This is a genomic window from Peptoniphilus gorbachii, from assembly GCF_016908115.1.
GTDB classification, from domain to species: Bacteria; Bacillota; Clostridia; order Tissierellales; family Peptoniphilaceae; genus Peptoniphilus_A; species Peptoniphilus_A gorbachii.
The window spans coordinates 161,631-186,172 of record NZ_JAFBDH010000002.1 but is presented as its reverse complement, the minus strand read 5'-3'; the positions used below and the strand labels follow the sequence as shown (position 1 = coordinate 186,172).

24 protein-coding genes and 1 pseudogene are annotated in these 24,542 nt (G+C 31.5%); 22 read left to right on the top strand and 3 right to left on the bottom strand.

Annotated features, from left to right (window positions below):
• Positions 1 to 32 precede the first annotated feature (32 nt).
• From metK to JOD41_RS02995, 11 genes are all read left to right on the top strand, one after another.
• A complete protein-coding gene (gene metK, locus JOD41_RS03045) occupies positions 33 to 1,205 on the top strand; it encodes a methionine adenosyltransferase (RefSeq protein ID WP_205051515.1) in 1,173 nt (390 codons plus the stop codon).
• Between the two features lie 115 nt (positions 1,206 to 1,320).
• Positions 1,321 to 2,271: a histidine racemase CntK family protein gene (locus JOD41_RS03040; RefSeq protein ID WP_205051514.1), complete on the top strand. Its 951-nt coding sequence runs from the start codon at positions 1,321 to 1,323 to the stop codon at positions 2,269 to 2,271.
• A 135-nt stretch (positions 2,272 to 2,406) separates the two neighbouring features.
• Positions 2,407 to 3,324, top strand: coding sequence for an SAM-dependent methyltransferase (locus JOD41_RS03035; protein ID WP_205051513.1), 918 nt, complete (start codon positions 2,407 to 2,409; stop codon positions 3,322 to 3,324).
• Positions 3,325 to 3,453: 129 nt separating this feature from the next.
• Positions 3,454 to 3,732, top strand: coding sequence for an HU family DNA-binding protein (locus JOD41_RS03030; protein WP_019124088.1), 279 nt, complete (start codon positions 3,454 to 3,456; stop codon positions 3,730 to 3,732).
• A 97-nt stretch (positions 3,733 to 3,829) separates the two neighbouring features.
• Positions 3,830 to 4,072, top strand: a complete 243-nt coding sequence (locus JOD41_RS03025) for an RNA-binding S4 domain-containing protein (protein WP_156700582.1) — start codon at positions 3,830 to 3,832, stop codon at positions 4,070 to 4,072.
• Between the two features lie 30 nt (positions 4,073 to 4,102).
• Positions 4,103 to 4,441 carry an FtsB family cell division protein gene (locus JOD41_RS03020; RefSeq protein WP_156700580.1) on the top strand — a complete coding sequence of 113 codons (339 nt, stop codon included), beginning with the start codon at positions 4,103 to 4,105 and terminating at the stop codon, positions 4,439 to 4,441.
• A 16-nt stretch (positions 4,442 to 4,457) separates the two neighbouring features.
• Entirely contained in the window at positions 4,458 to 4,835 is a 378-nt protein-coding gene (locus JOD41_RS03015) for a S1 RNA-binding domain-containing protein (RefSeq protein WP_156700577.1), read from the top strand.
• Positions 4,836 to 4,878: 43 nt separating this feature from the next.
• Positions 4,879 to 6,213 (top strand): tRNA lysidine(34) synthetase TilS, encoded by a 1,335-nt coding sequence (gene tilS / locus JOD41_RS03010; RefSeq protein ID WP_205051512.1) that lies wholly within the window; start codon positions 4,879 to 4,881, stop codon positions 6,211 to 6,213.
• Complete coding sequence (gene hpt, locus JOD41_RS03005; protein ID WP_205051511.1) at positions 6,200 to 6,733, top strand: hypoxanthine phosphoribosyltransferase; 534 nt, start codon at positions 6,200 to 6,202, stop codon at positions 6,731 to 6,733. Before tilS ends, hpt begins: the two co-directional genes overlap by 14 nt.
• Positions 6,734 to 6,748: 15 nt before the next feature.
• Positions 6,749 to 8,713 (top strand): ATP-dependent zinc metalloprotease FtsH, encoded by a 1,965-nt coding sequence (gene ftsH / locus JOD41_RS03000; protein WP_239540935.1) that lies wholly within the window; start codon positions 6,749 to 6,751, stop codon positions 8,711 to 8,713.
• 70 nt (positions 8,714 to 8,783) lie between these two features.
• Positions 8,784 to 9,719: an AEC family transporter gene (locus JOD41_RS02995; protein ID WP_205051509.1), complete on the top strand. Its 936-nt coding sequence runs from the start codon at positions 8,784 to 8,786 to the stop codon at positions 9,717 to 9,719.
• Positions 9,720 to 9,780: 61 nt separating this feature from the next.
• Here the strand turns inward: JOD41_RS02995 and JOD41_RS02990 are convergent, their stop codons facing one another.
• The gene (locus tag JOD41_RS02990) at positions 9,781 to 12,204 is read right to left on the bottom strand and encodes a transglycosylase domain-containing protein (RefSeq protein ID WP_205051508.1); all 2,424 of its coding nucleotides are present in this window, start codon (positions 12,202 to 12,204) and stop codon (positions 9,781 to 9,783) included.
• Positions 12,205 to 12,337: 133 nt separating this feature from the next.
• Positions 12,338 to 12,877 carry a biotin transporter BioY gene (locus JOD41_RS02985; RefSeq protein ID WP_205051582.1) on the bottom strand — a complete coding sequence of 180 codons (540 nt, stop codon included), beginning with the start codon at positions 12,875 to 12,877 and terminating at the stop codon, positions 12,338 to 12,340.
• Positions 12,878 to 13,067: 190 nt separating this feature from the next.
• Here JOD41_RS02985 and JOD41_RS02980 point away from each other — a divergent pair, with 190 nt between their 5' ends.
• The 5 genes from JOD41_RS02980 (at position 13,068) to JOD41_RS02960 (ending at position 17,729) form a co-directional block, all read left to right on the top strand.
• A complete protein-coding gene (locus JOD41_RS02980) occupies positions 13,068 to 13,850 on the top strand; it encodes a type III pantothenate kinase (RefSeq protein ID WP_205051507.1) in 783 nt (260 codons plus the stop codon).
• Between the two features lie 10 nt (positions 13,851 to 13,860).
• A complete protein-coding gene (dusB, locus tag JOD41_RS02975; protein WP_205051506.1) occupies positions 13,861 to 14,790 on the top strand; it encodes a tRNA dihydrouridine synthase DusB in 930 nt (309 codons plus the stop codon).
• Positions 14,791 to 14,977: 187 nt separating this feature from the next.
• Positions 14,978 to 15,451 carry a transcription elongation factor GreA gene (gene greA, locus JOD41_RS02970; RefSeq protein ID WP_156702949.1) on the top strand — a complete coding sequence of 158 codons (474 nt, stop codon included), beginning with the start codon at positions 14,978 to 14,980 and terminating at the stop codon, positions 15,449 to 15,451.
• A 43-nt stretch (positions 15,452 to 15,494) separates the two neighbouring features.
• Positions 15,495 to 17,384 carry a lysine--tRNA ligase gene (lysS, locus tag JOD41_RS02965; RefSeq protein ID WP_205051581.1) on the top strand — a complete coding sequence of 630 codons (1,890 nt, stop codon included), beginning with the start codon at positions 15,495 to 15,497 and terminating at the stop codon, positions 17,382 to 17,384.
• Between the two features lie 63 nt (positions 17,385 to 17,447).
• The gene (locus JOD41_RS02960; protein WP_039880650.1) at positions 17,448 to 17,729 is read left to right on the top strand and encodes a CD1845 family protein; all 282 of its coding nucleotides are present in this window, start codon (positions 17,448 to 17,450) and stop codon (positions 17,727 to 17,729) included.
• 316 nt (positions 17,730 to 18,045) lie between these two features.
• Here JOD41_RS02960 and JOD41_RS02955 read toward each other — a convergent pair whose 3' ends face one another.
• Positions 18,046 to 19,212 (bottom strand): IS110 family RNA-guided transposase, encoded by a 1,167-nt coding sequence (locus JOD41_RS02955; RefSeq protein ID WP_205051505.1) that lies wholly within the window; start codon positions 19,210 to 19,212, stop codon positions 18,046 to 18,048.
• Positions 19,213 to 19,496: 284 nt separating this feature from the next.
• On the opposite strand from JOD41_RS02955, the gene JOD41_RS02950 reads away from it, so the two are divergent.
• The 6 genes and pseudogenes from JOD41_RS02950 (at position 19,497) to JOD41_RS02925 (ending at position 24,533) form a co-directional block, all read left to right on the top strand.
• The gene (locus JOD41_RS02950) at positions 19,497 to 20,270 is read left to right on the top strand and encodes a replication initiator protein A (RefSeq protein WP_001008418.1); all 774 of its coding nucleotides are present in this window, start codon (positions 19,497 to 19,499) and stop codon (positions 20,268 to 20,270) included.
• Positions 20,267 to 21,094: an ATP-binding protein gene (locus JOD41_RS02945; RefSeq protein WP_000793094.1), complete on the top strand. Its 828-nt coding sequence runs from the start codon at positions 20,267 to 20,269 to the stop codon at positions 21,092 to 21,094. Before JOD41_RS02950 ends, JOD41_RS02945 begins: the two co-directional genes overlap by 4 nt.
• Positions 21,087 to 21,572 (top strand): PcfB family protein, encoded by a 486-nt coding sequence (locus JOD41_RS02940; protein WP_000606597.1) that lies wholly within the window; start codon positions 21,087 to 21,089, stop codon positions 21,570 to 21,572. The genes JOD41_RS02945 and JOD41_RS02940 overlap by 8 nt, the downstream gene beginning before the upstream one ends.
• Positions 21,569 to 22,303, top strand: coding sequence for a BRO family protein (locus JOD41_RS02935; protein WP_205051504.1), 735 nt, complete (start codon positions 21,569 to 21,571; stop codon positions 22,301 to 22,303). The genes JOD41_RS02940 and JOD41_RS02935 overlap by 4 nt, the downstream gene beginning before the upstream one ends.
• Positions 22,296 to 22,634 (top strand): annotated as a pseudogene (locus tag JOD41_RS02930) (VirD4-like conjugal transfer protein, CD1115 family); the annotation flags it as partial. The gene JOD41_RS02935 and the pseudogene JOD41_RS02930, both read left to right, overlap by 8 nt.
• 60 nt (positions 22,635 to 22,694) lie before the next feature.
• Positions 22,695 to 24,533 (top strand): recombinase family protein, encoded by a 1,839-nt coding sequence (locus tag JOD41_RS02925; RefSeq protein WP_205051503.1) that lies wholly within the window; start codon positions 22,695 to 22,697, stop codon positions 24,531 to 24,533.
• Positions 24,534 to 24,542 lie beyond the last annotated feature (9 nt).

Below are 24,542 nucleotides of genomic sequence, written 5' to 3'. Positions count from 1 at the left end.
ATCAAAGGTATTTAAAATGGAGGAATTAAAAAATGAAAAAATGGCAATTTAGTTCAGAGTCCGTAACTGAAGGACATCCTGACAAAGTTTGCGACCAAATTTCTGATGCTATCTTAGATAAAATTTTAGCAGAAGATAAATTTGCCAGAGTTGCTTGCGAAACTATGGCATCTACAGGGATGATAGTTATAACTGGAGAAATTTCAACAGAAACTTATGTTGATTTTGAAAAGACAGCAAGAGAAGTCTTAGAAGATATTGGATACAATAGAGCAAAATATGGCTTTGATGGAAGAACTTGTGCAGTTTTATCTGCAATAAAAGAACAATCTTCTGATATAGCTATGGGAGTTGACAGATTTAAAGAAGCTGGAGTTGATGAACTTGACGCTTTTGGAGCTGGAGACCAAGGAATTATGTTTGGTTTTGCCACAAATGAAACAGAAGAATTAATGCCACTTCCAATTTCTCTTGCTCATAAGCTTTCAAGAAGACTTACTGAAGTGAGAAAAGATGGAACTCTAGACTACTTAAGACCTGATGGCAAGACTCAAGTAACTGTTGAGTATGAAGAAGATAAACCTGTAAGACTTAAAAATGTAGTAGTATCTTCACAACACGCCCTAGAAATTCCAATGGAAAAAATTAGAGAAGATATAATAAGAGAAGTTGTAAAAAAAGTTGTTCCAGAAGAATTAATTGACAAGGACACAGAATTTTTCATAAATCCAACAGGAAGATTTGTAATTGGTGGACCAATGGCAGATGCAGGACTTACTGGAAGAAAAATTATTGTAGACACTTATGGTGGTTTTGGAAGACATGGAGGAGGGGCTTTTTCAGGAAAAGATCCAACAAAGGTAGATAGATCTGGAGCTTATTATGCAAGATATATTGCAAAAAATTTAGTTGCAGCAGGACTTGCAGATAAAGTTGAAATTGGACTTGCCTATGCAATTGGAATTGCTAGACCAACTTCTGTATATGTAGAAACTTTTGGCACTGGAAAATTATCTCACGAAGAAATTGAAAAAATTATTATGGAAAACTTTGATATGAGACCAGCAAATATTATTCGTGAACTTGATTTATTAAGACCAATTTATAGACAAACTGCATCCTATGGTCACTTTGGCAGAAATGATTTAGACCTTCCTTGGGAAAAAACAGACAGAGCTGAAGAATTAAAAAAATATTTAAAATAATTATTGAATTAAAAATAAAAAATCGGGTACAAAACAATTGTTGGGAAAAAATACTAACTTAGTATGTTATAATAATTGCGTAAGTTTAAATTTTAGATTCGAGAAGAGGATGATTATGAAGAAAAGTTTTAAATATTTTAGAGCTAACCCTTGTGGAAATATTACAGGATTTGTAGTAGCACCAGTTTACCCTGGTTATAGAAAAGCTTATACAAAGTGTATAATTGATCAAATAGATAAAGACGTTGAACAAGTTGGATTTATTTCACCAGCTTACGAAGGTGCACCACTTAGAATGGATATGATGGGTGGAGAATTTTGTGCCAATGCAACTAGAGCCTATGGACTTTATTCTGCAGGATTTTATGACACAGATGGACTTGTTGACATTGAAGTATATGTAAGTGGACATGAAGGAACAACTGATGTTATAGCTGATGTAAAAAATCAAAAGGCTTATGTAGCACTTGATGCAGCTATTGATAAAAAAGATGTGGAAATAGCTGGCAAAAAATTAAAATTAATTGAACTTCCTGGCATAAGTCATCTTATAGTTGAAGAAAAAGAAGATAAAGAATTTGTAGATGAGGCCCTAAAGATTTTGAAAGAAAATTACAAGGCTGAAGCTTATGGAATTATTTTCTTTGACAAAGAAAAACTTGAAATTGTTCCTTACGTTTATGTAGAAGGTTCAGATACTTTAGTTAGAGAAGGATCTTGTGGTTCAGCTACAGTTGCTGTTATAAATTATATTGAAGATGATATTAATTCACTTGATGAAGAATATAAAATTTCAATTAAGAATCCAGCAGGGGAACTTGAAGTTTTTGTCTACGAATTTGAAGATGGCAAAAAGTTATGTGTAGGTGGAAAAGTTGAACTTTCTGAAGTAGAAAAGAAATCAATAGACATTCCACAAGAAGTTGTTGCAAGTGTAATTGCTGAACATGACAAAATTGTTGAAGAACGTAAAAAACATATAGTTGAAGAAGAAAAAGTTGTTGACGAAAACGACTTAACTGATGAAGAACTTGAAATAATGAGAAAAAAATTTGGCTTTGATTAATTTTTGAGATTTATTCAATAAAAATTTATAAAAAGATTTAAAGAGAGGGAAACCTCTCTTTTTTATGCTTAAAAGTAACTAGATAAATAAAAGATTTTTTAAGGACTAGCTGATATAATGTATTTGGTGATAAAAATGATAAATGTAGTTGGACTTGGTTCCACATCTTTTAAAGATCTTACTCTTGAAGCAGTAAAAATTATGAAAAATGGAAATAAAAATTTTCTCAGGACAGAAAGACATGATTCTCTTTCTTTTTTTAAAGAAAACAATATTAATTACCAGTCCTTTGACTATCTCTATGATGAAATGAAAAGCTTTGAGGAAGTTTACTCTAAAATAGTAGAAATTTTAATAGAAAAATCAAAAAATGAAGATATAAATTATTTTGTCCCAGGGACACCTCTTGTTGCAGAAAAAACTGTAAAGATGTTAATAGAAAAAAATATTGACATAAGAATTATAAATGGGATTTCTTTTATTGAGCCAGTTCTTGCCTCAGTTGGAAGAGATGCCGTTGACGGACTATTATTTTTAGATTCTGATGCTAATAAATTTGACTTTGACACAAGACGTGATACACTAATTACACAGGTTTACAACAAGAGAATTGCATCAGACTTATCTCTTAGTCTCCAAGAAATTTATGATGAAGAAGATTTAGCCTTTGTAATTACCAATGCTGGATTAGATGATGAAATTCTTAGAAAAGTTAAAATTTATGAACTTCCAAGACTTGACGATTACAATCATCAGTCATGTATATATATTCCAAGGGCAAAGGGCAAAAATTTAAACATTATTTTAAATGAAATTTCATCTATTATTAAAGAAAAAGATCTTTATTTAGATGAGGAAAATTTTGAAGAGATAAAAGAGGAAATTTTAGAAAAGGCAAAGTCACTTTCCATAGATGATGAAGATGAAAAAGATCTTTTAGCCTTGTCACTTTTCTTACTTTTATTAAAGGACAATGATGGTTTAATTGATTTGCGTCAAATTTTTGAAGAAATCTATAAAAAATTGGATAAAATAGCGATTTTTTTAAAATAATTGTAGAAAATAAATCTAACATGAGTTATAATTGTAACAGTCTTAGGTTTGCGTGCCTATGTGTGCGTGATGTTTTCTAAAACATTTCAATTCTAAGAAAAGATAAAAATTCTTCAAGGAGGATATAAAATGAACAAATCAGAATTAGTAGCAAATATTGCTGAAAAATCAGGTCTTACTAAAAAAGACGCTGAACAAGCTTTAAACGGATTCATTTCTTCAGTTCAAGAAGCTCTTGCTAAGGGAGAAAAAGTTCAATTAGTTGGATTTGGAACTTTCGAAGTTAGACAAAGAAAAGCTAGAGAAGGAAGAAACCCTAGAAATCCAGAAGAAGTTATTAAGATTCCTGCATCTAAAGCACCAGTTTTCAGATCAGGTAAAGCTCTTAAAGAAGCTGTTAATAAGTAATAAAAGAGAAGGCAGGGCCTTCTTTTTTTATGCTCAAATTTCTTCTTAGTATTGAAATTTTCTGGTTTTTTTGATATATTTTTATTTGGAGAAGATTATGAGATTAGATAAATTTTTAAAAAACTCAAGACTTATTAAAAGAAGAACTATTGCAAAGGAAGCTTGTGAAAAGGGACTTGTTAAAATTAATGACAAAGTTTCAAAACCTTCAGATGATGTAAATATTGATGATATATTAACTTTAAAGCTTGGTGAAAGAGAAATAAAAGTTAAGGTTAAGGATATTTCTGATGTTAATAGCAAGAAGGATGCAGAAACTCTTTACGATAGAATCGACTAAAGTTTTTGAATTTAAATTGGGAGAGATTTTATGAATATTAAAAGAAAAAAATTCCCTGTGGCTCTTGCTATTATTATTTTATTTTCAGTGGTTTATGGTTCTGTGAAAATTGGCAAATCAATTTCTATAAGAAATCAAAAGCTTGAAATTATTTCTGGGAATAAAAAAGAAATTTCTAATTTAAAACTTGAAATAGATAATTTAAATTCAGAACTTGAAAATTCTTCTTCTACAGATTTTGTGGAAAAAGTCGCAAGAGAAGATTTAGGCATGGTTAAACCTAGAGAGGTAATCTATGTTGACAAAAACAAGGAAAAAGATTCAAAAATAAATAAGTATGATAATAATAAATCGGAAGATTTAAAATAAAATTTAGGAGGAAATTATGGATTTATCGCCAGGCGATATTGTTGAAGGTGTAGTTAGTAAGGTAACTAAGTTTGGAGCCTTTGTTGATTTAAAAGAAGGCAAAAGTGGTTTAGTACATATTTCAGAGATTGCAGATACTTTTGTTAAAAATATTGATGATCACGTTAAGGAAGGCGACGAAGTTAAGGTTAAGGTTCTTAGCATTGACGAAAAGGGAAAAATTGCTCTATCAATTAAGGATGCAATTGAAAAAAAAGAAGAGCCTAAAGAAGAAAAAGTGGATTCAAGATTTGAAGATATTTTAAGCAAATTTTTAAAGGAAAGCAATACTAAACTTGATGAAGCAAGAGCTAGATATAATCAAAAGACTAAGAAGAGGAATTCTAGAAATTAGCAAGTGGTTGACTATCTTTTGATAGTTCTACCACTTTTTTATTATGGATAGATTATTTTTTGAAAATTTAAAAAAATTAAATATTATAAAAAAAGGCGACAAATTAACTCTTGCAGTTTCTGGTGGAGCTGATTCCATGTATCTTTTTTACAACTTTATGGATTTAAAAGATGATTTTGATTTAGATATAATAGTCTGTCATTTAAACCATGGCATTCGTGAGACTGCAAAAAGAGATGAGGACTTTGTAAAAAAAGCCTGCGAAAAATATAAGGTAAAATGCCTAACAAAAACTGTAAACATGGATGAATTTGCAAGGCTTAATAAACTTTCATCTGAAGAAGCTGGAAGAATTTTAAGGTATGAATTTTTTAGAGAAAATTCTAAGGAAAGAAAAATTTTAACTGCCCACAATGCCAATGACCGTGCTGAAACCATTTTATTTAATATTATTAGGGGGACAGGTCTTAGGGGTTTAATTGGTATAAATGAAGTAAATGAGGACATTTACAGACCTCTAATTGACATAAAAAGAAGTGACATTGAGGATTATTTACATAAAAATAATTTAAAGTATGTAGATGATGAGACGAACTTTAAAGAAATTTACACTAGAAATAAAATTAGGTTAAGTTTAATACCAAAACTTAGAGAACTTAATCCAAATATTATAGATGCTCTTCTTAGACTTTCAGAAAATGCAACTGATGCCAATAATTTTATAGAGGAAATTCTTCGCGAAAATTATAAGAAATGCGTAAGAGATAATTATTTTCTCGTAGATGAAATGACAAAGCTTCATAAATTTATTGCTTGCGAAATTATAAAAACTTATTTGGAAGAAAACTTCTACAGTGAAAATATTTTAAATAGAGATAATATTTTAAATATTTACGATTTAATATTGGGAGAAAGTGGAAGAACTATTCATCTTGGCAGCAAGCTTTCTGCAAGAAAGTCCTATGATAAAGTTTTTGTGGAAGAGGAAAAGACAAAAATACCCAAAAGGGAAGTAGAATTAAATTTAGGTATTAATTACACAGACTTTGGAGAAATAAATATTTCTAAAGATGGTGTAATTTCTAAGGGAGATTTCTTTATAAAAACTATAGACTGTGATAAAATTAAGGGAAGACTTTATATTAGGTCAAGAAAAAGAGGCGACAGATTTAAGCCTCTTGGCATGAAAAATAATAAGAAGCTAAAGGACTATTTTATCGACAGAAAAGTTGACAGAATAAAAAGGGATGAAATAGGTCTTATATGTGATGATGAGAAAATCATTTATATTATTGGCATGGATATTTCTGAAGATGTCAAAATAGATGAGAGTACTTTAAATAAACTCATTTTGGAGGTTAAAAATGTCAGATATTAAAGAAGTTCTTATAAGTGAAGAAGAAATTCAAAATAAAGTAAAAGAACTTGGCAAAAAAATTACTGAAGATTATAGGGATAAAAATTTATTTTTGCTTGGCATATTAAAGGGAGCAGTTCCTTTTATGGCAGATATTATGAGAAAAATAGATTTAGATCTTGAATATGATTTTATGGATGTGTCTAGCTATCAAGGAACTAGATCCTTAGGAGAAGTTAGAATTTTAAAAGACATTTCTACTTCAATTGTTGGCAAAGATATTTTAATTGTAGAAGATATCATTGACACTGGCATTACCCTAAACTATCTTACAAAAGTTTTGAAGTCTAGAGGTGCAAATTCTATTGAAATTGTAACAATGCTTTCTAAACCAAGTAGAAGAAAAGTTGACTTGCCAGTAAAATATAATGGATTTGAAATTGAAGATAATTTTGTAATTGGTTATGGCATGGATTATGACGAAAAATACAGAGCTCTTCCTTATATTGGAATATTAGACGAGTCTGTATATACAAAATAATGAGGGGTGATATTATTGAATAAAAAATATGGAGGAGTCGGATTTTATATTGTACTAATTGTTGTATTAGTGCTTACAATAAAATTTTTCAGCCCACCTGCAAGTACAGTGGATGAAAAAAGTTTTACTGAATTTGTTACAGAACTTGATAAGGGCAATGTTAAAAGTATAACTTTACAAAATGGCGTTGATTCAATTGCCAGCGTTAAATTAAAAAACGATGATAGTTTTAGAACTATAATTCCTAAGGAAGCTTCTGATACTTTTTATAATGATTATTTAAAAGAAAAATCTGATTCTGGTGAGATAAATGTCCTATCAACACCTACTAAGCAATCTTCTTTTCTTGTTGAATGGATTCCAACTCTATTGATGTTGGGAGTATTAATTTTCTTCTGGTATAAAATGATGCAACAAGCCGGTGGTGGCGGAGGAAAAATGAATTCCTTTGGCAAGAGCAAGGCAAAACTTATAAATAAAGAAGATTCAAAAAATTTAGTTAAGTTTAAAGATGTTGCTGGTCTTGAAGAAGAAAAAGAAGAGCTTGGAGAAATTGTTGATTTCTTAAAAAATCCTAAGAAATTTATTAATATGGGAGCAAGAATACCTAAGGGAGTTCTCTTAGTAGGTCCTCCAGGAACTGGTAAAACCTATTTATCTAAAGCCGTTGCAGGAGAAGCAGGTGTTCCCTTCTTTATCATGAGTGGATCTGACTTTGTAGAAATGTTTGTCGGTGTTGGTGCTTCAAGAGTAAGAGATTTATTTGAAACTGCAAAGAAAAATGCACCATGTATAATTTTTATTGACGAAATTGACGCTGTTGGTAGAAGAAGAGGGGCAGGCCTTGGTGGCGGTCATGACGAAAGAGAACAAACTCTTAACCAACTTTTAGTTGAAATGGATGGCTTTGGCACTAACGAAGGTGTAATAGTTATGGCTGCAACAAATAGAGCAGACATACTTGATCCTGCAATATTAAGACCAGGAAGATTTGACAGAACTGTTTATGTTGGAAAACCTGATGTTCGTGCTAGAAAGGCAATACTTGAAATTCACGCAAGAGGCAAAAAACTTGCCAGCGATGTTGATTTAGAAGTAATTGCCAAGAGAACTCCTGGCTTTACTCCAGCAGATCTTGAAAATTTAATGAATGAATCTGCACTACTTGCTGCAAGAAGAAATGACGATGAAATTTCTATGGAGGATGTTGATGAAGCATCAATTAAAGTGCAAGCAGGTCCAGCAAAAAAATCTCGTGTAGTTTCAGAAAAAGAAAGAAAGTTAACTGCAGTTCATGAATCTGGTCATGCCATAGTGTCAAGACTTCTTCCAGAAGAAGATCCAGTGCACATGATAACAATTATTCCAAGGGGAATGGCTGGCGGTTTTACAGCTTATCTTCCTGAAGATGATGTATCCTTTATGACAAAGAAAAAAATGGAAGCATCAATAGTATCTCTTCTTGGAGGTAGAGTTGCAGAGTCCCTAGTTCTTGATGATATTTCAACTGGAGCATCTAATGACATAGAAAGAGCTACAAAAATTGCTCGTGCCATGGTTACTCAATATGGAATGAGCGACAGACTTGGCACAATAAATTATGATTCATCTGAAAATGAAGTCTTTATTGGTCGTGATCTTGGCAGATCAAAGGATTATTCTGAAAGAACTGCTGCAGAAATAGACGAAGAAGTTTCAAGAATAATAAATGAAGGTTACTCAAAGTGTAAAGAACTTTTAAGCGACAACTTAGATAAACTTTTAGCACTTTCCGATGCACTTTTAGAAAAAGAAACAATTTATGCCCAAGATTTCGAAAGAATTTTTAAGGGAGAAAAATTGGAAGAAGAATCCTTAGACATTGAAGATTCAATAAAAGTTACTGATCTTTCTGAAGAAGCTCGTGAGATTATAAATAAAAAAGAAAGTGAAAAATCAAAGGATTTAGATGAAAAAAAATCAAGTGATGATGAAATTTAAAATTTAAGCTAAGAGTTTAAGCCTCTGCAAAAAGAGGCTTAATTTTTTTTTAACTTATATTAGGAGGAATATGGAAACATTAATATTATTTAAAAATCTGTTAATTTTTTTAATCATAATAATGATGGCTTTTTTTGTGAGAAAAAATAATAAAGTTAGTCACAAGTTGCAAAAGGATATGTCCTATTTGCTTACAGATGTAACAACACCCTGCCTTATAATTACATCAATGGCTGTGGAATTTACTGAGGAAAAATTAATTCAAGCAAGAGATGCCTTTATAATTACAAATGCACTTTTTGTTTTTTCTTATTTTTTAATTTATTTTCTTTTAAAATTCTATAAAGTCCAAGAACCAAATAGATCACAAATTATGGTTGGAGGGATTTTTACTAACTTGGGATTTTTAGGCTTTCCCTTGATATTTGCAATGTTTGGCAAAGAGGGTTTATATATTGCATCCATAGTTAATATGGTTTCAAATTATTTTACTTACACAATGGGAATAGGTTTAATAAAGAAAAATTCTACAAGAGAGGGAAAACTTAATGTCAGAGACTTCTTTAACAATGCCAATATTGCTACTTTGATTGGACTTATTATTTTATTTACAGGAATAAAAATACCAGATTTTATTTATAGAGTGTTAGAAATTGTTGGTGGTGCCACAGGCTTATTTTCCATGATTATAATAGGCTTAATGCTTGGAGAAATGGATTTAAAGGATATTTTCTTAGAAAAAATAACTTATCTAATGAGTTTTTATAGACTTATAATATTTCCTATAATTTTAATTGCCATTTTTTATATAATGCCTTTTAACATTGATTCTCTTGTTGAAAAAATAATTGTAATTTTATTTGCCATGCCAGTGGCAGCAATTACTGGAATATTTTCTGCTAAGTACGATGTTGATCCAGCTTTTGCAACAAAAATCGTAATGCAGTCTACAATTTTATGTATTTTGACATTGCCTTTGATATTATATTTATATAATTTTTTGTAAATTTTAAAAATTTCAAAAACCATAAAAACATAAAAAAAAACTGGATCTTAGTCCAGTTTTTTTATTCTTCATTTTCATTATTTAAAATTGATTTTGAATGAGATTTTTTTCTTCCGTTATTATCAGATGATTTTTTCTTGTTGTCATTGTTATTGTTGTTATTATTATTCTTATCATTTTTACTTTCTTTTTTCTTTTTTTCATAAGCTCTATACCAGCCAAGTTTATTTAAATAATGTGGCTTAGTACCGTCAACGAAAAGTTCCCTTCTTCCATTTACATATTTTGTGTAAATGCCATCAGGTTCTTCAAATTCTTTTTTATCTAAATCTTCGTGAACTGCTTTCATTATTTGTTTCCAAAGATAAGCAGATTGAGTTGAACCAAAAGCTAGCTTTTGATGTTTGTCATTTCCAATCCAAACTGAGCAAGTGTAATATGGAGTGTAACCAACAAACCAAACATCTTTCTTATCAGTTGTTGTACCAGTTTTACCAGCAACATCTTGACCTGGGAAGGAAGCATTTCGACCAGTTCCTCGTCTTACAACATCTCTTAACATATCTGTTAAAATGTAAGCATTTTGAGGAGTTGTAATCTCTTCTTCTTTAGGATCAACTTGATAAATAATTTCGCCAGTGTTAGATTCAATTTTTGAAATTACATAAGGGTTAGCATATCTTCCTTCATTAGCAATACTTGTAAAAGCTCCAGCCATTTCAAAGGGACTAATTCCATAACTCATACCGCCAAGAGTAAGAGGTGCATAATCCATATCATTCCAAGTAGGATTATCCTTTTTATCTACAATTGTGCTTACGCCAATTGATTTTAAAGTTTCAATCATTTTATTAATTGACTCTTCGTCATTATAAGCCTTTGAATAAGTTGAATTTTTATTTGCCTTTGCATCTTTATCTGCAGAAATATCTCTTGCAACTTGATAGGCACCAACATTTGAAGATTGGCGAAGAAGATTTCTTATTGTAGTCCAACCTTGGTAATAGTTGCCTGCATTTTTAGGTGAGTGACCAAATAATTTTTCTGGCATCTTTGTATCGAGATATACATCTCCTGCAGTTGCACCATTATTAAAGGCAGTTAAATAAACAGAAATTGGTTTAATGGAAGATCCAGGTTGTCTTGGAACTAAAGCCCTATTTAAAAGTCTACCACCACTTACATTTCTACCGCCAACAAGGGCCTTAACTTGGTGAGTTTTTTGATCAATAATAACTGATGCAACTTGTGGTTGAATTATTCCATTTTTATCAGTGAAGCCTCCATAATAATATTTTGGATTTGATACAACTTGTTCTAGCGTCCTTTGCATATCAATATCCATTGGAGTATAAATTTTTAGTCCGCCATTAAATAATTTATTTGTAGCTTCTTCCTCTGAATAGCCAGAGTTCATCAAAATTTTAATTGTATTTTTTTGCACAACATCTGTGTAGAAAGATGAAATTCCACTTTCTTTACGAGATCCTATGTTTATGTCGATTTTTTCATTTAATGCATTTTCATAATCTTCTTTAGTAATGAGATTTTGATCAAGCATTCTCTTTAGGACTAATTTTTGTCTAACTTGTGAAGTTTCATTAAAGACAGCCTTTACAGGAACCACTAAATTATTTTTTATTTGAATAAGTTCAAAGTTATCAATTTGTCCAAGTTCATTTAAATTTTCTGCAATTTCAATAATTTTATCAGAATTTTCTTCTGAACCTTCACTTTTTGGAAGTAAAACTATTTCAATGTTTCCAAGGTCATCATCTTCACTTATCTCTTGTGTATTATAAGGAGTGTACTTTTCTGGCAAGTTTGTTACACCAGCTAATAGTGCACATTCAGCAAGGTCAAGTTCAGATACATTTTTATTGAAAAAAGTTTTTGCAGCAGCTTGAACACCAACTGTACCCTTAGAAAATCCTGCAGAGTTTAAGTAAGCTTCAAGTATCTGCTCTTTTGTAAGTTTTTCTTCTATTTGGTAGGAATAGTAGATGTCTGTAATTTTTCTAACTACACTCTTGGAAAAAGATGTGTATAAGTTTTTTGCAAGCTGCATAGTAATAGTCGATGCACCTTGATCAAAAGATTTTGTCTTTATGTCATGGACTAGAGCACCTGCAACTCTTCTATAGTCAACACCGCTGTGTTCGAAAAATCTTTCATCTTCTATTGCCACAATGGCATTTTTTAAATCTTTTGGTATATCCTCGTAGGGAACAAATTCACTAAACTGATCAGAAACTAAAGTCTCTATAAGCTTTCCATCATCTGTATAGATCCTAGAAGTTTCAGAAAGTTGTGTTCTGTATTCCGATGGATCAATTACAGGAGCTTTTTTAAAAATACCAAGCACAATAGCAGTAACCATTGAACCTAAAATAATTATTGCTGCAAGAACTATAAGTATTAGTATTTTTATTAGGCTTGAAAGTTTTATCATTCCACGAGCTTTATTATTTTTGGAATCCTTCATAATAACCTCCTATCTTGATATTATAACAGAATTTTTATCATATAACTATAATGAGATATGAAAAAATCCCGCACTATGGCGAGACTTTTTCATAAATTATTCTATTATTTATAAACTATTTAATCTTTAAAAGCTAGTTATTCAAAGCTTTTAAAATTCTTGGAGCAATTATTGCTGCAACTACTGCCTTTGCCATGTCAGGTATGATAAAAGGTATCATGCCAATAGAAAAGACTTTTGCCACGTCCATGGAAGTGCCCATTACATTATTTAAAATTACATACATATAGGGAAGACCTATTGCGTAGAAAATAACTTCTGCTAAAACTAAAACAACCATAATTTTGCCAAAGTTTTTTTCACCATGGGCAAATTTAGATATAAAGGCTGCTCCTATTATAAAGGCAATTAAAAATCCAAAACTTGGTTTTAAAAAAGATTGATAACCTCCTGTAAAACCTGCGAAAATTGGAATACCAATTAAGCCCAATAATACATATATAAAAACTGTAAGTCCCGCATAAAAGGGTGTAAGTAAAAGTCCTGTCATAAATACAAAAAAGTTTTGCAAAGTGAAGGGAACAGGTCCAATTGGTATAGATATAAAGGCACCTACTGCAATAAGTGCAACTAAAAGTGCAATTTTTGTTATGTCTCTTGTTTTAATTTTCATCATTAACCTCCGATAAATATAGTACACAATGTTTACTATATTGTCAATGAGGTTAACAAAAAATAATTGCGAAAAATATTTACAAAGAAATAATTTTAAAGGACTAATTTTAAAATTTGGGTAAATAATTAGTTGAAAGTGAAGATTATAAAATATATAATGAAAACAATTTGTTAAATGAGGTGTAATAATGTTATTAGTAATAGATGTAGGCAATACTTCCATAACTTGGGGTGTTTATAAGGGGGATGAACTTGTAAATGATTTTAGGACTTCCACTGTGAAGACTAGAACATCAGATGAGTACGGTCTTATTTTTATAAATACACTAACTCATGCCAACATTGATCCACAAGATATTGAAAATGTAATAATTTCTTCCGTTGTGCCAAACCTTATGCACACACTTCCTTCTATGATTAGAAAATATTTTAATAAAAATCCAATGATAGTAAGTGCAGATTTAGACTTGGGACTTAATATAAAATACGATAATCCAAAGGAAGTTGGTGCCGATAGACTTGTAAATGCTGTTGGGGCACTAGAAATTTATGGAAAAAAATCCATTATAGTAGACATAGGAACGGCAATGACTTTTTGTGTAGTTGACAAGGAAAAAAATTATCTTGGTGGTTTAATTATGCCAGGCATAGGAATTTCTGCTGAAGCACTTTTTATGATGACTTCAAAACTTCCAAAAATTGAAATTATTGCGCCAGATAAAGTTATTCAATCTAACACAGTTGGGGCAATGCAATCTGGACTCTACTATGGTTACACAGAAATGATTGATGGAATTGTGGCAAAACTTTTAAAAGAGTTAAATTGGAAGGAAGAAGACACAAATATAATTTCCACTGGTGGTTTCTCCACAATGCTTACTAGCGATTCAAAATATAATTTTATAATAAATAAATTCTTAACTCTTGAAGGACTTAAAATTATATTTGAAAAAAACAACAATATAGATTGAGAGTGATTTTTTGTTAAAAATTTTAGCACCAATGGCAGGCTACACCGACATAGCCTTTAGAGAAGTTGCAAGTGAAAAGGGAGCAGATATAACTGTGACAGAAATGGTTTCAGCCATGGCACTTGTCTATGAAAATAAAAAAACCCTGGACCTTTTAGAAATTTCTCCCAAGGAGAAAAAAGTTTCTGTGCAAATTTTTGGCTCTGACGCAAAAATTATGGGAGAAGCTGCAAGCATTTTAAATGATTATGACTTTTCCTATATCGACATTAATATGGGTTGCCCTGCACCAAAAATTGTAAAAAATAATTCTGGTTCCTATCTTTTAAGCGACCCATCACTTGTATATGACATTGTAAAAGCTGTTGTAGAAAATTCAAAAAAGCCCGTTTCTGTAAAAGTTAGAAAGGGAATAAAGGGAATTTCTTCTATGAAAGCCATAAAAAATATTGAGGCAGCAGGAGCAAGTTTTGTAACAGTTCATGGAAGGACTAGAGAAGAATATTACACAGGTAAGGCAGACTGGGATTTTATAAAAGAAGTTAAAGAAAATGTAAAAATTCCCGTAATTGGAAATGGCGACATCGAGAGTCCAGAAGATGCCCTAGAAAAAATAAACTATTCAAATGTTGACGGCATAGCAATAGGTCGGGGAGCAGTAGGAAACCCCTATATCTTTAATCAAATTGAAGAGCTAATCAAAACTGGAGACTATTATAAACCAAGTGATAGAGAAAAACTTCTACTTATGATAGATGAACTTGAAAGAAAAATATCTTATAGGGGAGAAAAACTTGGCATCCTTGAAATGAGAAAAGTTTATGCAAATTATTTTAAGGGAATGAAGGACTCCAAGGAAGTTAGGAATAAATTAAACACACTAAAGGACAAGGATGAGATAATAAATCTTATTAGATCTTATATTGAAACTTTAGACTAAAATAAATTTTAAAACTCTGTGGTGAAAGTTGCAGGGTTTTCTTTTTTGAAAAAATTATTAAAAAAAGCATTGAAATACTTTAAAATCTTGACATTTAGAGAACTTTCAACTATAATAGCCTAGATTAAAAGGTTTTTGTTAAAGGGCGGCTGACGCCTTATTTTTTATATATTGAGGAGAGAGAATTTTGGAAAAAGATATATTTTTTACACCGGAAGGTCTAGAAAAAATCGAAAATGAAATTGAGTATTTAAAAACTGTTAGAAGAAAGGAAGTTTCTGAAAGAATTAAAGTTGCACTAGGATATGGCGACCTTTCTGAAAACTCTGAATATGATGAAGCTAAAAACGAACAAGCACAAGTTGAAGAGAGAATCGCAAAACTTGAAATGATGGTTCGTAATGCAAAGATAATTGATGAAAAAGATTTAAATACAGATGTAGTTAATATTGGTTCTTCTGTAAAAGTTAGAGAACTAGACACTATGGAAGAAGACGAATATACAATTGTTGGTTCAGCAGAAGCAGATCCTCTTGAAGGAAAAATTTCTAACGAATCACCAGTTGGCTCAAAACTTCTTGGCAATCGCATTGGTGATGTAGTTGAAGTTGAAGTTCCAGATGGAATAATCAAGTATGAAATTTGTGGAATAACTATTTAGGAGGCAATTTGTGAAAAAGACAGAAGATGCAAATCTAAATGAAATGCTTTTGTTAAAGAGACAAAAGCTTGACGAGTTAAGAAATGAAGGAAAAGATCCCTTTGTCAATGAATCTTACGAGGTAACTGCTCGTTCAAAGGACATTAAAGAAGAATTTAAGGAAGATGAAGAAAGAGAAGTTTCTATTGCTGGTCGTGTAATGAGCAAGAGACGCCACGGCAAAATTTGTTTCCTAGATGTGAGAGATGCATTGGGAACTATCCAAGTTTTCGCAAGAAAAGATGTCCTTGAAGATAAATACGAAGAAGTAAAGGGACTTGACATTGGAGACATCATTGGAGTAAAGGGCCTTGTATTTAAAACAGAAGCAGGCGAAATCACAGTTCGTGCCACTGACTTGACTCTACTTTCAAAATCACTTCAAATTCTTCCAGAAAAATTCCACGGACTAAAGGACCCAGACCTTAGATATAGACAAAGATATGTTGATTTAATCGTAAATCCAGAAGTAAAAGATGTATTTATAAAGAGAAATAAAATCATCAAAATAATCAGAGAATTTTTAGATAACTTAGGATTTTTGGAAGTTGAAACACCAATCCTTGGCACAGTAGCAGGTGGAGCAAATGCAAGACCTTTCTACACTCATCACAACACTCTTGACATTGACATGCAACTTAGAATTGCCAACGAACTTTTCTTAAAGAGATTAATCGTAGGTGGCTTTGAAAAAGTTTACGAAATGGGCAAGATGTTTAGAAACGAAGGAATGGACCCTAAACACAATCCAGAATTTACAAATATTGAACTTTACCAAGCCTATGTAGACTACGAAGAAATGATGAGAATAACTGAAAACTTATTCGAATATGTAGCACTTGAAGTTCTTGGAACTGACACAATAAATTATCAAGGCACAGAAATTTCACTAAAAGCACCTTGGAAGAGAATCACAATGATAGATGCAGTTAAAAAATACGCTGATGTAGACTTTAACGAAATCGACACAGATGAAAAGGCAAGAGAAATTGCAAGAGAAAAGGGACTAGAAATTTCAGATCACGACACTTGGGGCAAAATTCTTTCAGAAATGTTTGAAGAATTCTGCGAAGAACACCTTGTTGAACCAACTTTTGTAATTGGCCATCCTGTAGAAGTTTCTCCACTTGCAAAGAGAAATCCAAAGGACCCAAGACTTACACAAAGATTTGAAGCCTTTATAAACACTTGGGAATTTGCCAATGCCTTCTCTGAACTTAACGATCCAATCGATCAAAGAGAAAGATTTGAAGCACAAGTTGCTGAAAAAGAAGCAGGCGACGATGAAGCTCACCCAATGGATTCAGACTTTATAAATGCAATTGAAGTAGGACTTCCACCAACAGGAGGACTAGGAATTGGTGTTGACAGAATGATTGTACTTTTAACAGACCAACCATCTATTAGAGATGTACTTTTATTCCCAACAATGAAGCCAATAGGCTTAGAAAAGGCAGAAAATGGGGATTTGTCAAAAGAAACTTACGAAACTTACGACAAACTTACGACAGAAAAAATCGACTTTTCAAAAGTAAAAGTAGAGCCATTATTTGAAGATATGGTTGATTTTGATACATTCTCAAAATCTGATTTTAGAGTTGTAAAAGTTAAGAACTGCGAAGAAGTTCCAAAGTCAAAAAAGCTATTGAAATTTACATTAGATGATGGTTCTGAAAAAGAAAGAGTTATTTTATCTGGTATTAAGGAATATTACAGTGCAGAGAGCTTAATTGGAAAGACACTACTTGCGATTTGTAATCTTCCTCCACGTAAGATGATGGGAATCGACTCAGAAGGTATGATTATATCTGCAATTTGTGAGTACGATGGAGAGGAAAAACTTAACTTAATAATGTTGGATGATAATATTCCAGCAGGATCAAAATTATATTAAAGGACACGCTAATTATGAAACTGGGATTTGTTATGAATCCCAGTTTAATTTTTAGGGGTATGTATGAGATGGATAATTAGAATAATTTTATTACCGATAAGATTAGTGTTGAGTTTGCTCATAGCTTTTTTAACCTTCATATTAAGTTTGAGTACTGCGTTGTTAAGCGTAGTTTCTACTTTAATTTTTATAATTGGATTAGCTAGCATATTTCAAGGAGACAAGCAAATTGTAATTGAAGCACTAATATTAGCATTTTTATTTAGTCCATTTGGATTACCTAAATTAGGTATATATGTTATTGGATTATTAGAATTATTAAACTATACAATAAAATCAATTTAAAGAAAAATAAATATTAGACAATCGTAGACGATAGAAAGCAATATTCTGTCGTCTTTTTTTATTTCACAGAAAGACTAACTATTAAAAGTCAAGAGGTGAAACAAAGAAAATATAAGTAATGATATTGATAAAAACTGAATAAAAATAAGCATGAAAAAGCACCCTAAAGTTTAAGATTAAAAATAGGGTAAGTAAAGTTTTTGCCTTTTAAATAGTAATTTTTTCAAAAGAACCTGTAAATGATAAAGGCTCCGCCCGAGCAAAGCTCGCCATTTACAGAACCTTTATCAAAAATTTGTAAACAGTTAAGCAAAAACTAACTCTGCACTTGATAAGGTTCATTCTTAGTAAGGACAGCAAAAATAGTATGACAAAGCTTTCTAGCAACAGCGTTTGTAGCAACTAAATGATGCTTGCCTTCACTGATTTTCTTCTGATAATAATCAGAAAAAACAGGGTCACAAAATTCAGCTCTAAGAGCGGATTGAAAAAGAGCACGCCTTAAGTAAGGAGAACCTCTTTTACTCATATGATTGTAAGTAGATTCATATTCTCCAGACTGAGAAACGCTAGCATCCAAACCAGCATAAGCGACAAGTTTTGAAGGATTAGAAAATCTTTTAATATCACCAATCTCACCTAATATAGTAGCAGCATTAACAGAACCAATACCTGGAATAGTAGTAATTGGAGAATTAAGTTTTTCAAGTAAAACCTCAATTTCATTCTCAACATCAGAAACCTGATTTTGAATAAAAGAAATTTGCTCAATAAGCATTTTGATTTGAAGACTAAATGAGTCCAGACAGAAATTAATACCAAAAGAAGAAGCCTTTTTAGAAAGCTCATCAATCTTCTTAGAAGCATAGTTTTTCCTAGTAACAGATTCAAGAAAAGTATTCAAATCATCAGAATTAATATCCTCAAAATCAGAAGGAGTAGAGAAATTTGAAAGAATTTCCTTAGAAGTCTTCCCAAAAATATTACTAAAAGAAGAGGCATATTCAGGGAAAACTTGATCTAAAAGCGCAATAGTTTTTCTTTTAAGATCGCCAATAGAAGAAATAAGGTAGGACCTAAATCTGGAAAGATTCCTCAAAGACAAATAATCTTCATTAGAAAGTGAAGTCTCAACGAAATCTCCATATCTAAGAAGATCAGCTATTAAAAGAGAATCAATAATATCAGTTTTTCTATTTCTAATCTCAATACCTTGTCGCCAACCGTCAGTTTGGATAGGGTTGATAACACGAACAGTAAAGTTTTTTTCAACAAGATATGAGTATAGAGATAACCAATAATGACCTGTAGCTTCCATACCAACTTCAAGTTCATTTTTGAAAGCTTCTAGTTTAAGGATTAAACTTTCAGCACCATCAATGGAATTTGAAAAAGAAAAAGCCTTAAAGATAACTTTTTTCTTGTCATCAACTAATGAAGCAACATGAGTATTTTTACCAATATCGATACCTAAATAAAACATTTGAAACCTCATAAAAAGTATTTTAGATAGAACCTTCTAAATCTAATAACGTTACTGCCTTATGGGAGATACGAAGTACTGAAAATCAGTCAACATCTAACTTATACGTAAACAGTTAAAAGATTAGAGGACTCACTCTTTCAAGTACGAGATTAAATCTCAAGGAGGGGACGAGTACACTCTATCTAATAACAATATTATACAGTAAAACTGAATAATACTTAGTCGATAAAGGGTTATAGGTTACCTTTAACAACCTAAATACATTATATAAGGAGGTAAGGATGAATTTTGATTATTTTTATAATAGGCAATCTGAGATGTATAACTTCATTAGGTTACCTATGGTATTAATGGAAGATGAGATTTTTGAGAGCATTTCTATTGAAGCTAAAGTTTTGTATTCATATATGCTTAATCGAATGGGTCTTTCATATAAAAATGGCTGGATAGATGAAGATGGAAAAGTCTTTATTTACTACACAATGGATGCTATTAAAGAGCAATTTAACTGTGCTAATGATAAAGCCTTAAAGATTATAAATGAGCTTGATATAAAATCAGGAATTGGATTGATAGAAAAGAAAAGACAAGGACTTGGAAAACCAAATAGGATATATGTTAAAGATTTTATGAGTGTTTTCTCCGATTCAAATAATAGAAATCCAGATTTCCGAAAAGCAGAAGTCCAGACTTCCGATAATCGGAATTCAAGAACTCCTAATAACAGACTTCAAGATTTCCGAAAATCGGAAGGTAACTATAACAATATTAGTAATAATGAGTTAAGAAAGAATGATTTTAGTAAGGGACAAAAGCCTTATGGAATATATAAAAACATATTTTTGACTGATGAAGAATACAAGGACTTAACAAATGAGTTAGGAAGTAGAATTAGTGACTACATTGATAGGTTGTCGTCATATATGAAAGCAAATAACAGAGTGTATCAAGATTACAAGGCAACGATAATCAATTGGTATCTTAATGATCAGGCAAAAAACATTAATGATAATACAACAAGGAAAATGAATTACGATATAGGAGAGAGTTTATGAAGAACTTAAAAGATTTTGTATTAAGAGAAAATGATATTGAAAGAAATGGACATATTTATTGTAAGGTATGTGATAAAAGAGTCGATGGAGAATTACTTGACCTTGGCTTTACAAAGTTTATTCCCAGAATTAAATGTGAATGTGAAATAAAAAGAGATAAGGAAAATGAAGAAAGAGAAAGACTAATGAAAATATCATCGCTAAAAAGAGATTGTTTCTCATCGCCACTCCAACACCAATATAATTTTGAGAGATTCTTAAATGAAAAAGGTCAAGCTTACAAGGTTGCTTACAATTATGCTAAAAGTTTTGAACAAATGAAGGAAGACAATGTTGGACTTTTATTTCATGGAGATGTTGGCAGTGGAAAGACTTATCTTGCTTGTTCTATTGCAAATGAATTAATTGAAAGAGAACAAGTTAAAGTTAAGATTATGAATTTATCTCAGGTTATAAATCAAATACAAAAATCAGCATTTAAGCTAGATTCAAATGAAATTATAGATAACCTATCAAACATTCCGTTGTTAATTTTAGATGATCTTGGAATTGAAAGGGATACATCTTATGCAAGAGAACAAGTATATAACATTATAAACTCAAGATACTTAAAAGGTAGGCCGACAATTTTTACTACAAACTTATCATTGGAAATTATTCAAAATCCTAATATTGAACTTGAGTATCAGAGGATATATTCAAGAATACTTGAAATGACAATACCAGTTAAAGTTACGGGAGAAGATTTTAGAAGAAAAATCCATCAAGAGAAGTTAAGAAAATACAAAGAGTTACTTTTATATGGAGGTGGAATAGATGATTAATGAAGAAGTATCTAGGTCGAGTCTTAACCTTGAAGTAAGGCTTGCAAAAGCAACAAGTAAAGCAATTCTTGATGCCTTAAAGAAAGTTCACAAGCAAATAGAAGATCAAGGAGGCTTGAAAAATGTAATAAAAAATAATGGAGAAGAAGTAAAACTAAAAGATATGGTTAAAAAGGGACAGTTAGAAGAAATTAATCTAAAAGATCCTGAGTTAAAAGAATTAAAGAAAATTTTAAACAAACACGGAGTGAAGTTTTCTGTTATGAAAGATAAGGAAACTGGTAACCACTCTGTGTTTTTTCAATCTAAGGATATAAAAGTAATGGAACACGCCTTTAAAAAAGCAGTTAAGGCTTCTGAAAAAAAGGCCGATAGAAAAGATTCAATAACGAAGACTATAAATAAGTTTAAAGATATGGCTAAGGACACCATTAGTAAAGATAAAGTTAAAAATAAACATAAGGAGCAAAGCTTATGATAAGTAATCTAAAAACATTTGAAAATAAGAATTTTGGGAAACTCACTGTTATTGAAAAAGATGGTGAGTTTTTCTTTATAGCAAATGAAGTAGCAACTATGCTAGGATATGTCAATCCCAGAAAAGCTATTTATGACCATGTAGACGAAGAAGATAAGGGTGTAACGAAATGGAACACCCCTAGAGGAATACAGAATATTTCAATAATTAACGAATCAGGATTGTATTCACTTATCCTCTCATCAAAACTACCACAAGCAAAAATATTCAAAGCTTGGGTAACTAGAGAAGTCTTACCAAGTATTAGAAAAAACGGAGGATATATAGTAGGGCAAGAAAAGAAAACTAATGAAGATCTACTTGCAGATGCAATTCTTGTAGCCAATAGAATTATTGCTGAAAGAGAAGAAGAAATTGAAGAATTAAGACCAAAGGCAGATTATTATGACAAATTAGTAGATTATAACCTACTTACAAACTTTAGAAATACTGCCAAAGAGTTAGGAATACCACAAAATCAATTTATAAGTTTTCTAATGGATAAGGGATTAATTTACAGAGATAAGAAAAAGAAACTCTTACCTTATGCAGATAAGAACAAGGGATATTTTGAAGTAAAAGAATGGATTGATCCACTAGGTACACTTGTAGGAATACAAACATTAATAACACCAAAGGGAAGACACTACCTACTAATTTTATTAGATAGTGAAGGTTTCTACGATGAATAAGATATTAGAAGCCATTCTTTCTGATATTAAAAACCTAATTAAAATAGACAACCCAAAGAAATTTATATTATCAAACATTCCCTATCTATCATTCTTCTACATTGGAAATATCTTTTCTAAGCACATCAATTCTTATGTAGGAGGAGATATTATTGATAAAATAATGGTGGGAATTTCTGATATAGGAACTTTATCTTATATACCAAGCCTTAATCCAAGGGACTTGTTAGTAGGTATTTCAGTTGCTTGTCTTGTTAAGCTAATTGTTTATAGCAAAGGTAAAAACAAAAAGAAATATAGGCAAGGTAAGGAATATGGATCTGCAAGATGGGTTGCATAATATTAACTGAACAGGAGTGATATATAGACACGAGAAAAGGAGGATAATGCCATGATAGAATATCACAATAAAATTACAGCACTATACTCCCGCCTTTCAGTTGGTGATGAAGATAGAGACGGTGGCGAGAGTAATAGTATTGTAAATCAAAAAGCCTTTTTAGAAAGGTATGCAAGAGATAAAAAGCTGATAAACATTCGCCACTATATCGATGATGACGAAAGCGGTAGGTTCTTTGACCGTTCAGCCTATACACAGATGATAAACGATGTAGAACAAGGCAAAATCGGTATTGTCATCATGAAAGATATGACAAGATGGGGAAGAGATTATCTTCAAGTCGGAAACGCTATGGAGATATTTCGAAGAAACAATGTACGCTTTATCGCCATCAACAACGGTATAGATAGCATAGACCAAAATACATTGGAATTTGCTCCCTTTATCAACATCATGTCAGAGTGGTATGCAAGAGACATCAGCAAGAAAGTAAAGACAGGAATTAAGACCAAAGGAGCAGACGGAAAGCCTGTCGCAACAGAAGCCCCATACGGCTATATAAAAGACCCTGAGAACAAAGATTATTGGATCGTCGATAAAGAAGCTGCCGAAGTTGTAAAACTCATTTTTAGGCTATTTATGGAGGGGAAAAACAGAAATCAGATAGCTGTTTACCTGAAAGAAAAAGAAATACTAACTCCAACCTTTTATATGAAACAGCAAAACAGAGGAACAGCAAAAAACAAACCACTAAATGAAGAAAACAGATATAACTGGAACAAAGCAACTCTAACACGCATACTGAAAAGACAAGAGTATTGTGGTGATGTAGTCAATTTTAAGACCGAAAAGCATTACAGAGATAAGAGAAACCATTATGTAGATAAAAGCAAATGGCAAATAACAGAAAATGTGCATGAGCCAATAATAGATAGAACTACCTTTGAAAATGTAGAGCGTATGTTAAAAAATGCACCTGTAAAAAGACCAAACGGAGATGGAGAAATTCACGCACTTTCAGGCTTGATGTACTGTAAAGATTGCGGAACAAAAATGCACATTCGCACCATACACAAAAATGGAAGAGTACAGCATGTAACCTATTGCAGTGAATATGCCAAAGGGAAAGCAAAGCACCCCAAATGCAACTCCCCACACCGCATTGATGTTGATGAGGTTATGGAAAATATCGCAGAAGTCTTGCGAAAGATAGCACAGTATTCTTTGGAAAACAAAGCAGAATTTGAGAAACTTGTAAAAGAAAGTCTGTATAAAGAGCAGACCGAAGAAGTAAAGAAAAATCAAAAGAGTATGCCACAAATCACAGATCGAATGGAGCAGATAGAAAGAGTGATGAATAAGCTCTATGAAGATAATGCACTTGGAAATATGGATACAGAACGCTATGAACAGTTATCAAGAAAGTATGCAGAAGAATACTACACCTTAAAAGCAGAAAAAGAAGAAATCAAAGAACGCTTATCCGAATGCGAAAATGCAAGCCAAAGAGCAAAGAAATTTATCAGACTTGCAGAGAGCTATTCCAACTTTGAAGAACTTACCCCTACCATTATCAATGAGTTTATAAGTAAAATCGTAGTGCATGAAAGAGATGTAAAAAGAGCAAAATATGTAGTTCAGCGAATAGAGGTTTATTTTAACTATATTGGAAAATTTGAAAATGAACTTACAAAACAGATAGAGCCGACAAAAGAAGAAATGCTACAGATGAGGGAAGAAATAGAAGAAGCAAAGAAAGAAAAAACCAGAGCATATCGTAGGGCATATTACAAAGAATACCGAGCCAAAAATCTTGAAAAGTGCCGAGAGTATGAAAAATTAAAAGCAAGAGAATACAGAGCAAAAAAGAAACTACAAGCAACAACCTAAAACTAAATA

Bases quoted from the DNA above. Each gene is read 5' to 3' on its own strand.
- metK (WP_205051515.1), top strand. From the start codon at position 33: ATGAAAAAATGGCAATTTAGTTCAGAGTCCGTAACTGAAGGACATCCT.
- JOD41_RS03040 (WP_205051514.1), top strand. From the start codon at position 1,321: ATGAAGAAAAGTTTTAAATATTTTAGAGCTAACCCTTGTGGAAATATT.
- JOD41_RS03035 (WP_205051513.1), top strand. From the start codon at position 2,407: ATGATAAATGTAGTTGGACTTGGTTCCACATCTTTTAAAGATCTTACT.
- JOD41_RS03030 (WP_019124088.1), top strand. From the start codon at position 3,454: ATGAACAAATCAGAATTAGTAGCAAATATTGCTGAAAAATCAGGTCTT.
- JOD41_RS03025 (WP_156700582.1), top strand. From the start codon at position 3,830: ATGAGATTAGATAAATTTTTAAAAAACTCAAGACTTATTAAAAGAAGA.
- JOD41_RS03020 (WP_156700580.1), top strand. From the start codon at position 4,103: ATGAATATTAAAAGAAAAAAATTCCCTGTGGCTCTTGCTATTATTATT.
- JOD41_RS03015 (WP_156700577.1), top strand. From the start codon at position 4,458: ATGGATTTATCGCCAGGCGATATTGTTGAAGGTGTAGTTAGTAAGGTA.
- tilS (WP_205051512.1), top strand. From the start codon at position 4,879: ATGGATAGATTATTTTTTGAAAATTTAAAAAAATTAAATATTATAAAA.
- hpt (WP_205051511.1), top strand. From the start codon at position 6,200: ATGTCAGATATTAAAGAAGTTCTTATAAGTGAAGAAGAAATTCAAAAT.
- JOD41_RS02995 (WP_205051509.1), top strand. From the start codon at position 8,784: ATGGAAACATTAATATTATTTAAAAATCTGTTAATTTTTTTAATCATA.
- JOD41_RS02990 (WP_205051508.1), bottom strand. From the start codon at position 12,204: ATGAAGGATTCCAAAAATAATAAAGCTCGTGGAATGATAAAACTTTCA.
- JOD41_RS02985 (WP_205051582.1), bottom strand. From the start codon at position 12,877: ATGAAAATTAAAACAAGAGACATAACAAAAATTGCACTTTTAGTTGCA.
- JOD41_RS02980 (WP_205051507.1), top strand. From the start codon at position 13,068: ATGTTATTAGTAATAGATGTAGGCAATACTTCCATAACTTGGGGTGTT.
- lysS (WP_205051581.1), top strand. From the start codon at position 15,495: ATGCTTTTGTTAAAGAGACAAAAGCTTGACGAGTTAAGAAATGAAGGA.
- JOD41_RS02960 (WP_039880650.1), top strand. From the start codon at position 17,448: ATGAGATGGATAATTAGAATAATTTTATTACCGATAAGATTAGTGTTG.
- JOD41_RS02955 (WP_205051505.1), bottom strand. From the start codon at position 19,212: ATGTTTTATTTAGGTATCGATATTGGTAAAAATACTCATGTTGCTTCA.
- JOD41_RS02950 (WP_001008418.1), top strand. From the start codon at position 19,497: ATGAATTTTGATTATTTTTATAATAGGCAATCTGAGATGTATAACTTC.
- JOD41_RS02945 (WP_000793094.1), top strand. From the start codon at position 20,267: ATGAAGAACTTAAAAGATTTTGTATTAAGAGAAAATGATATTGAAAGA.
- JOD41_RS02940 (WP_000606597.1), top strand. From the start codon at position 21,087: ATGATTAATGAAGAAGTATCTAGGTCGAGTCTTAACCTTGAAGTAAGG.
- JOD41_RS02935 (WP_205051504.1), top strand. From the start codon at position 21,569: ATGATAAGTAATCTAAAAACATTTGAAAATAAGAATTTTGGGAAACTC.
- JOD41_RS02925 (WP_205051503.1), top strand. From the start codon at position 22,695: ATGATAGAATATCACAATAAAATTACAGCACTATACTCCCGCCTTTCA.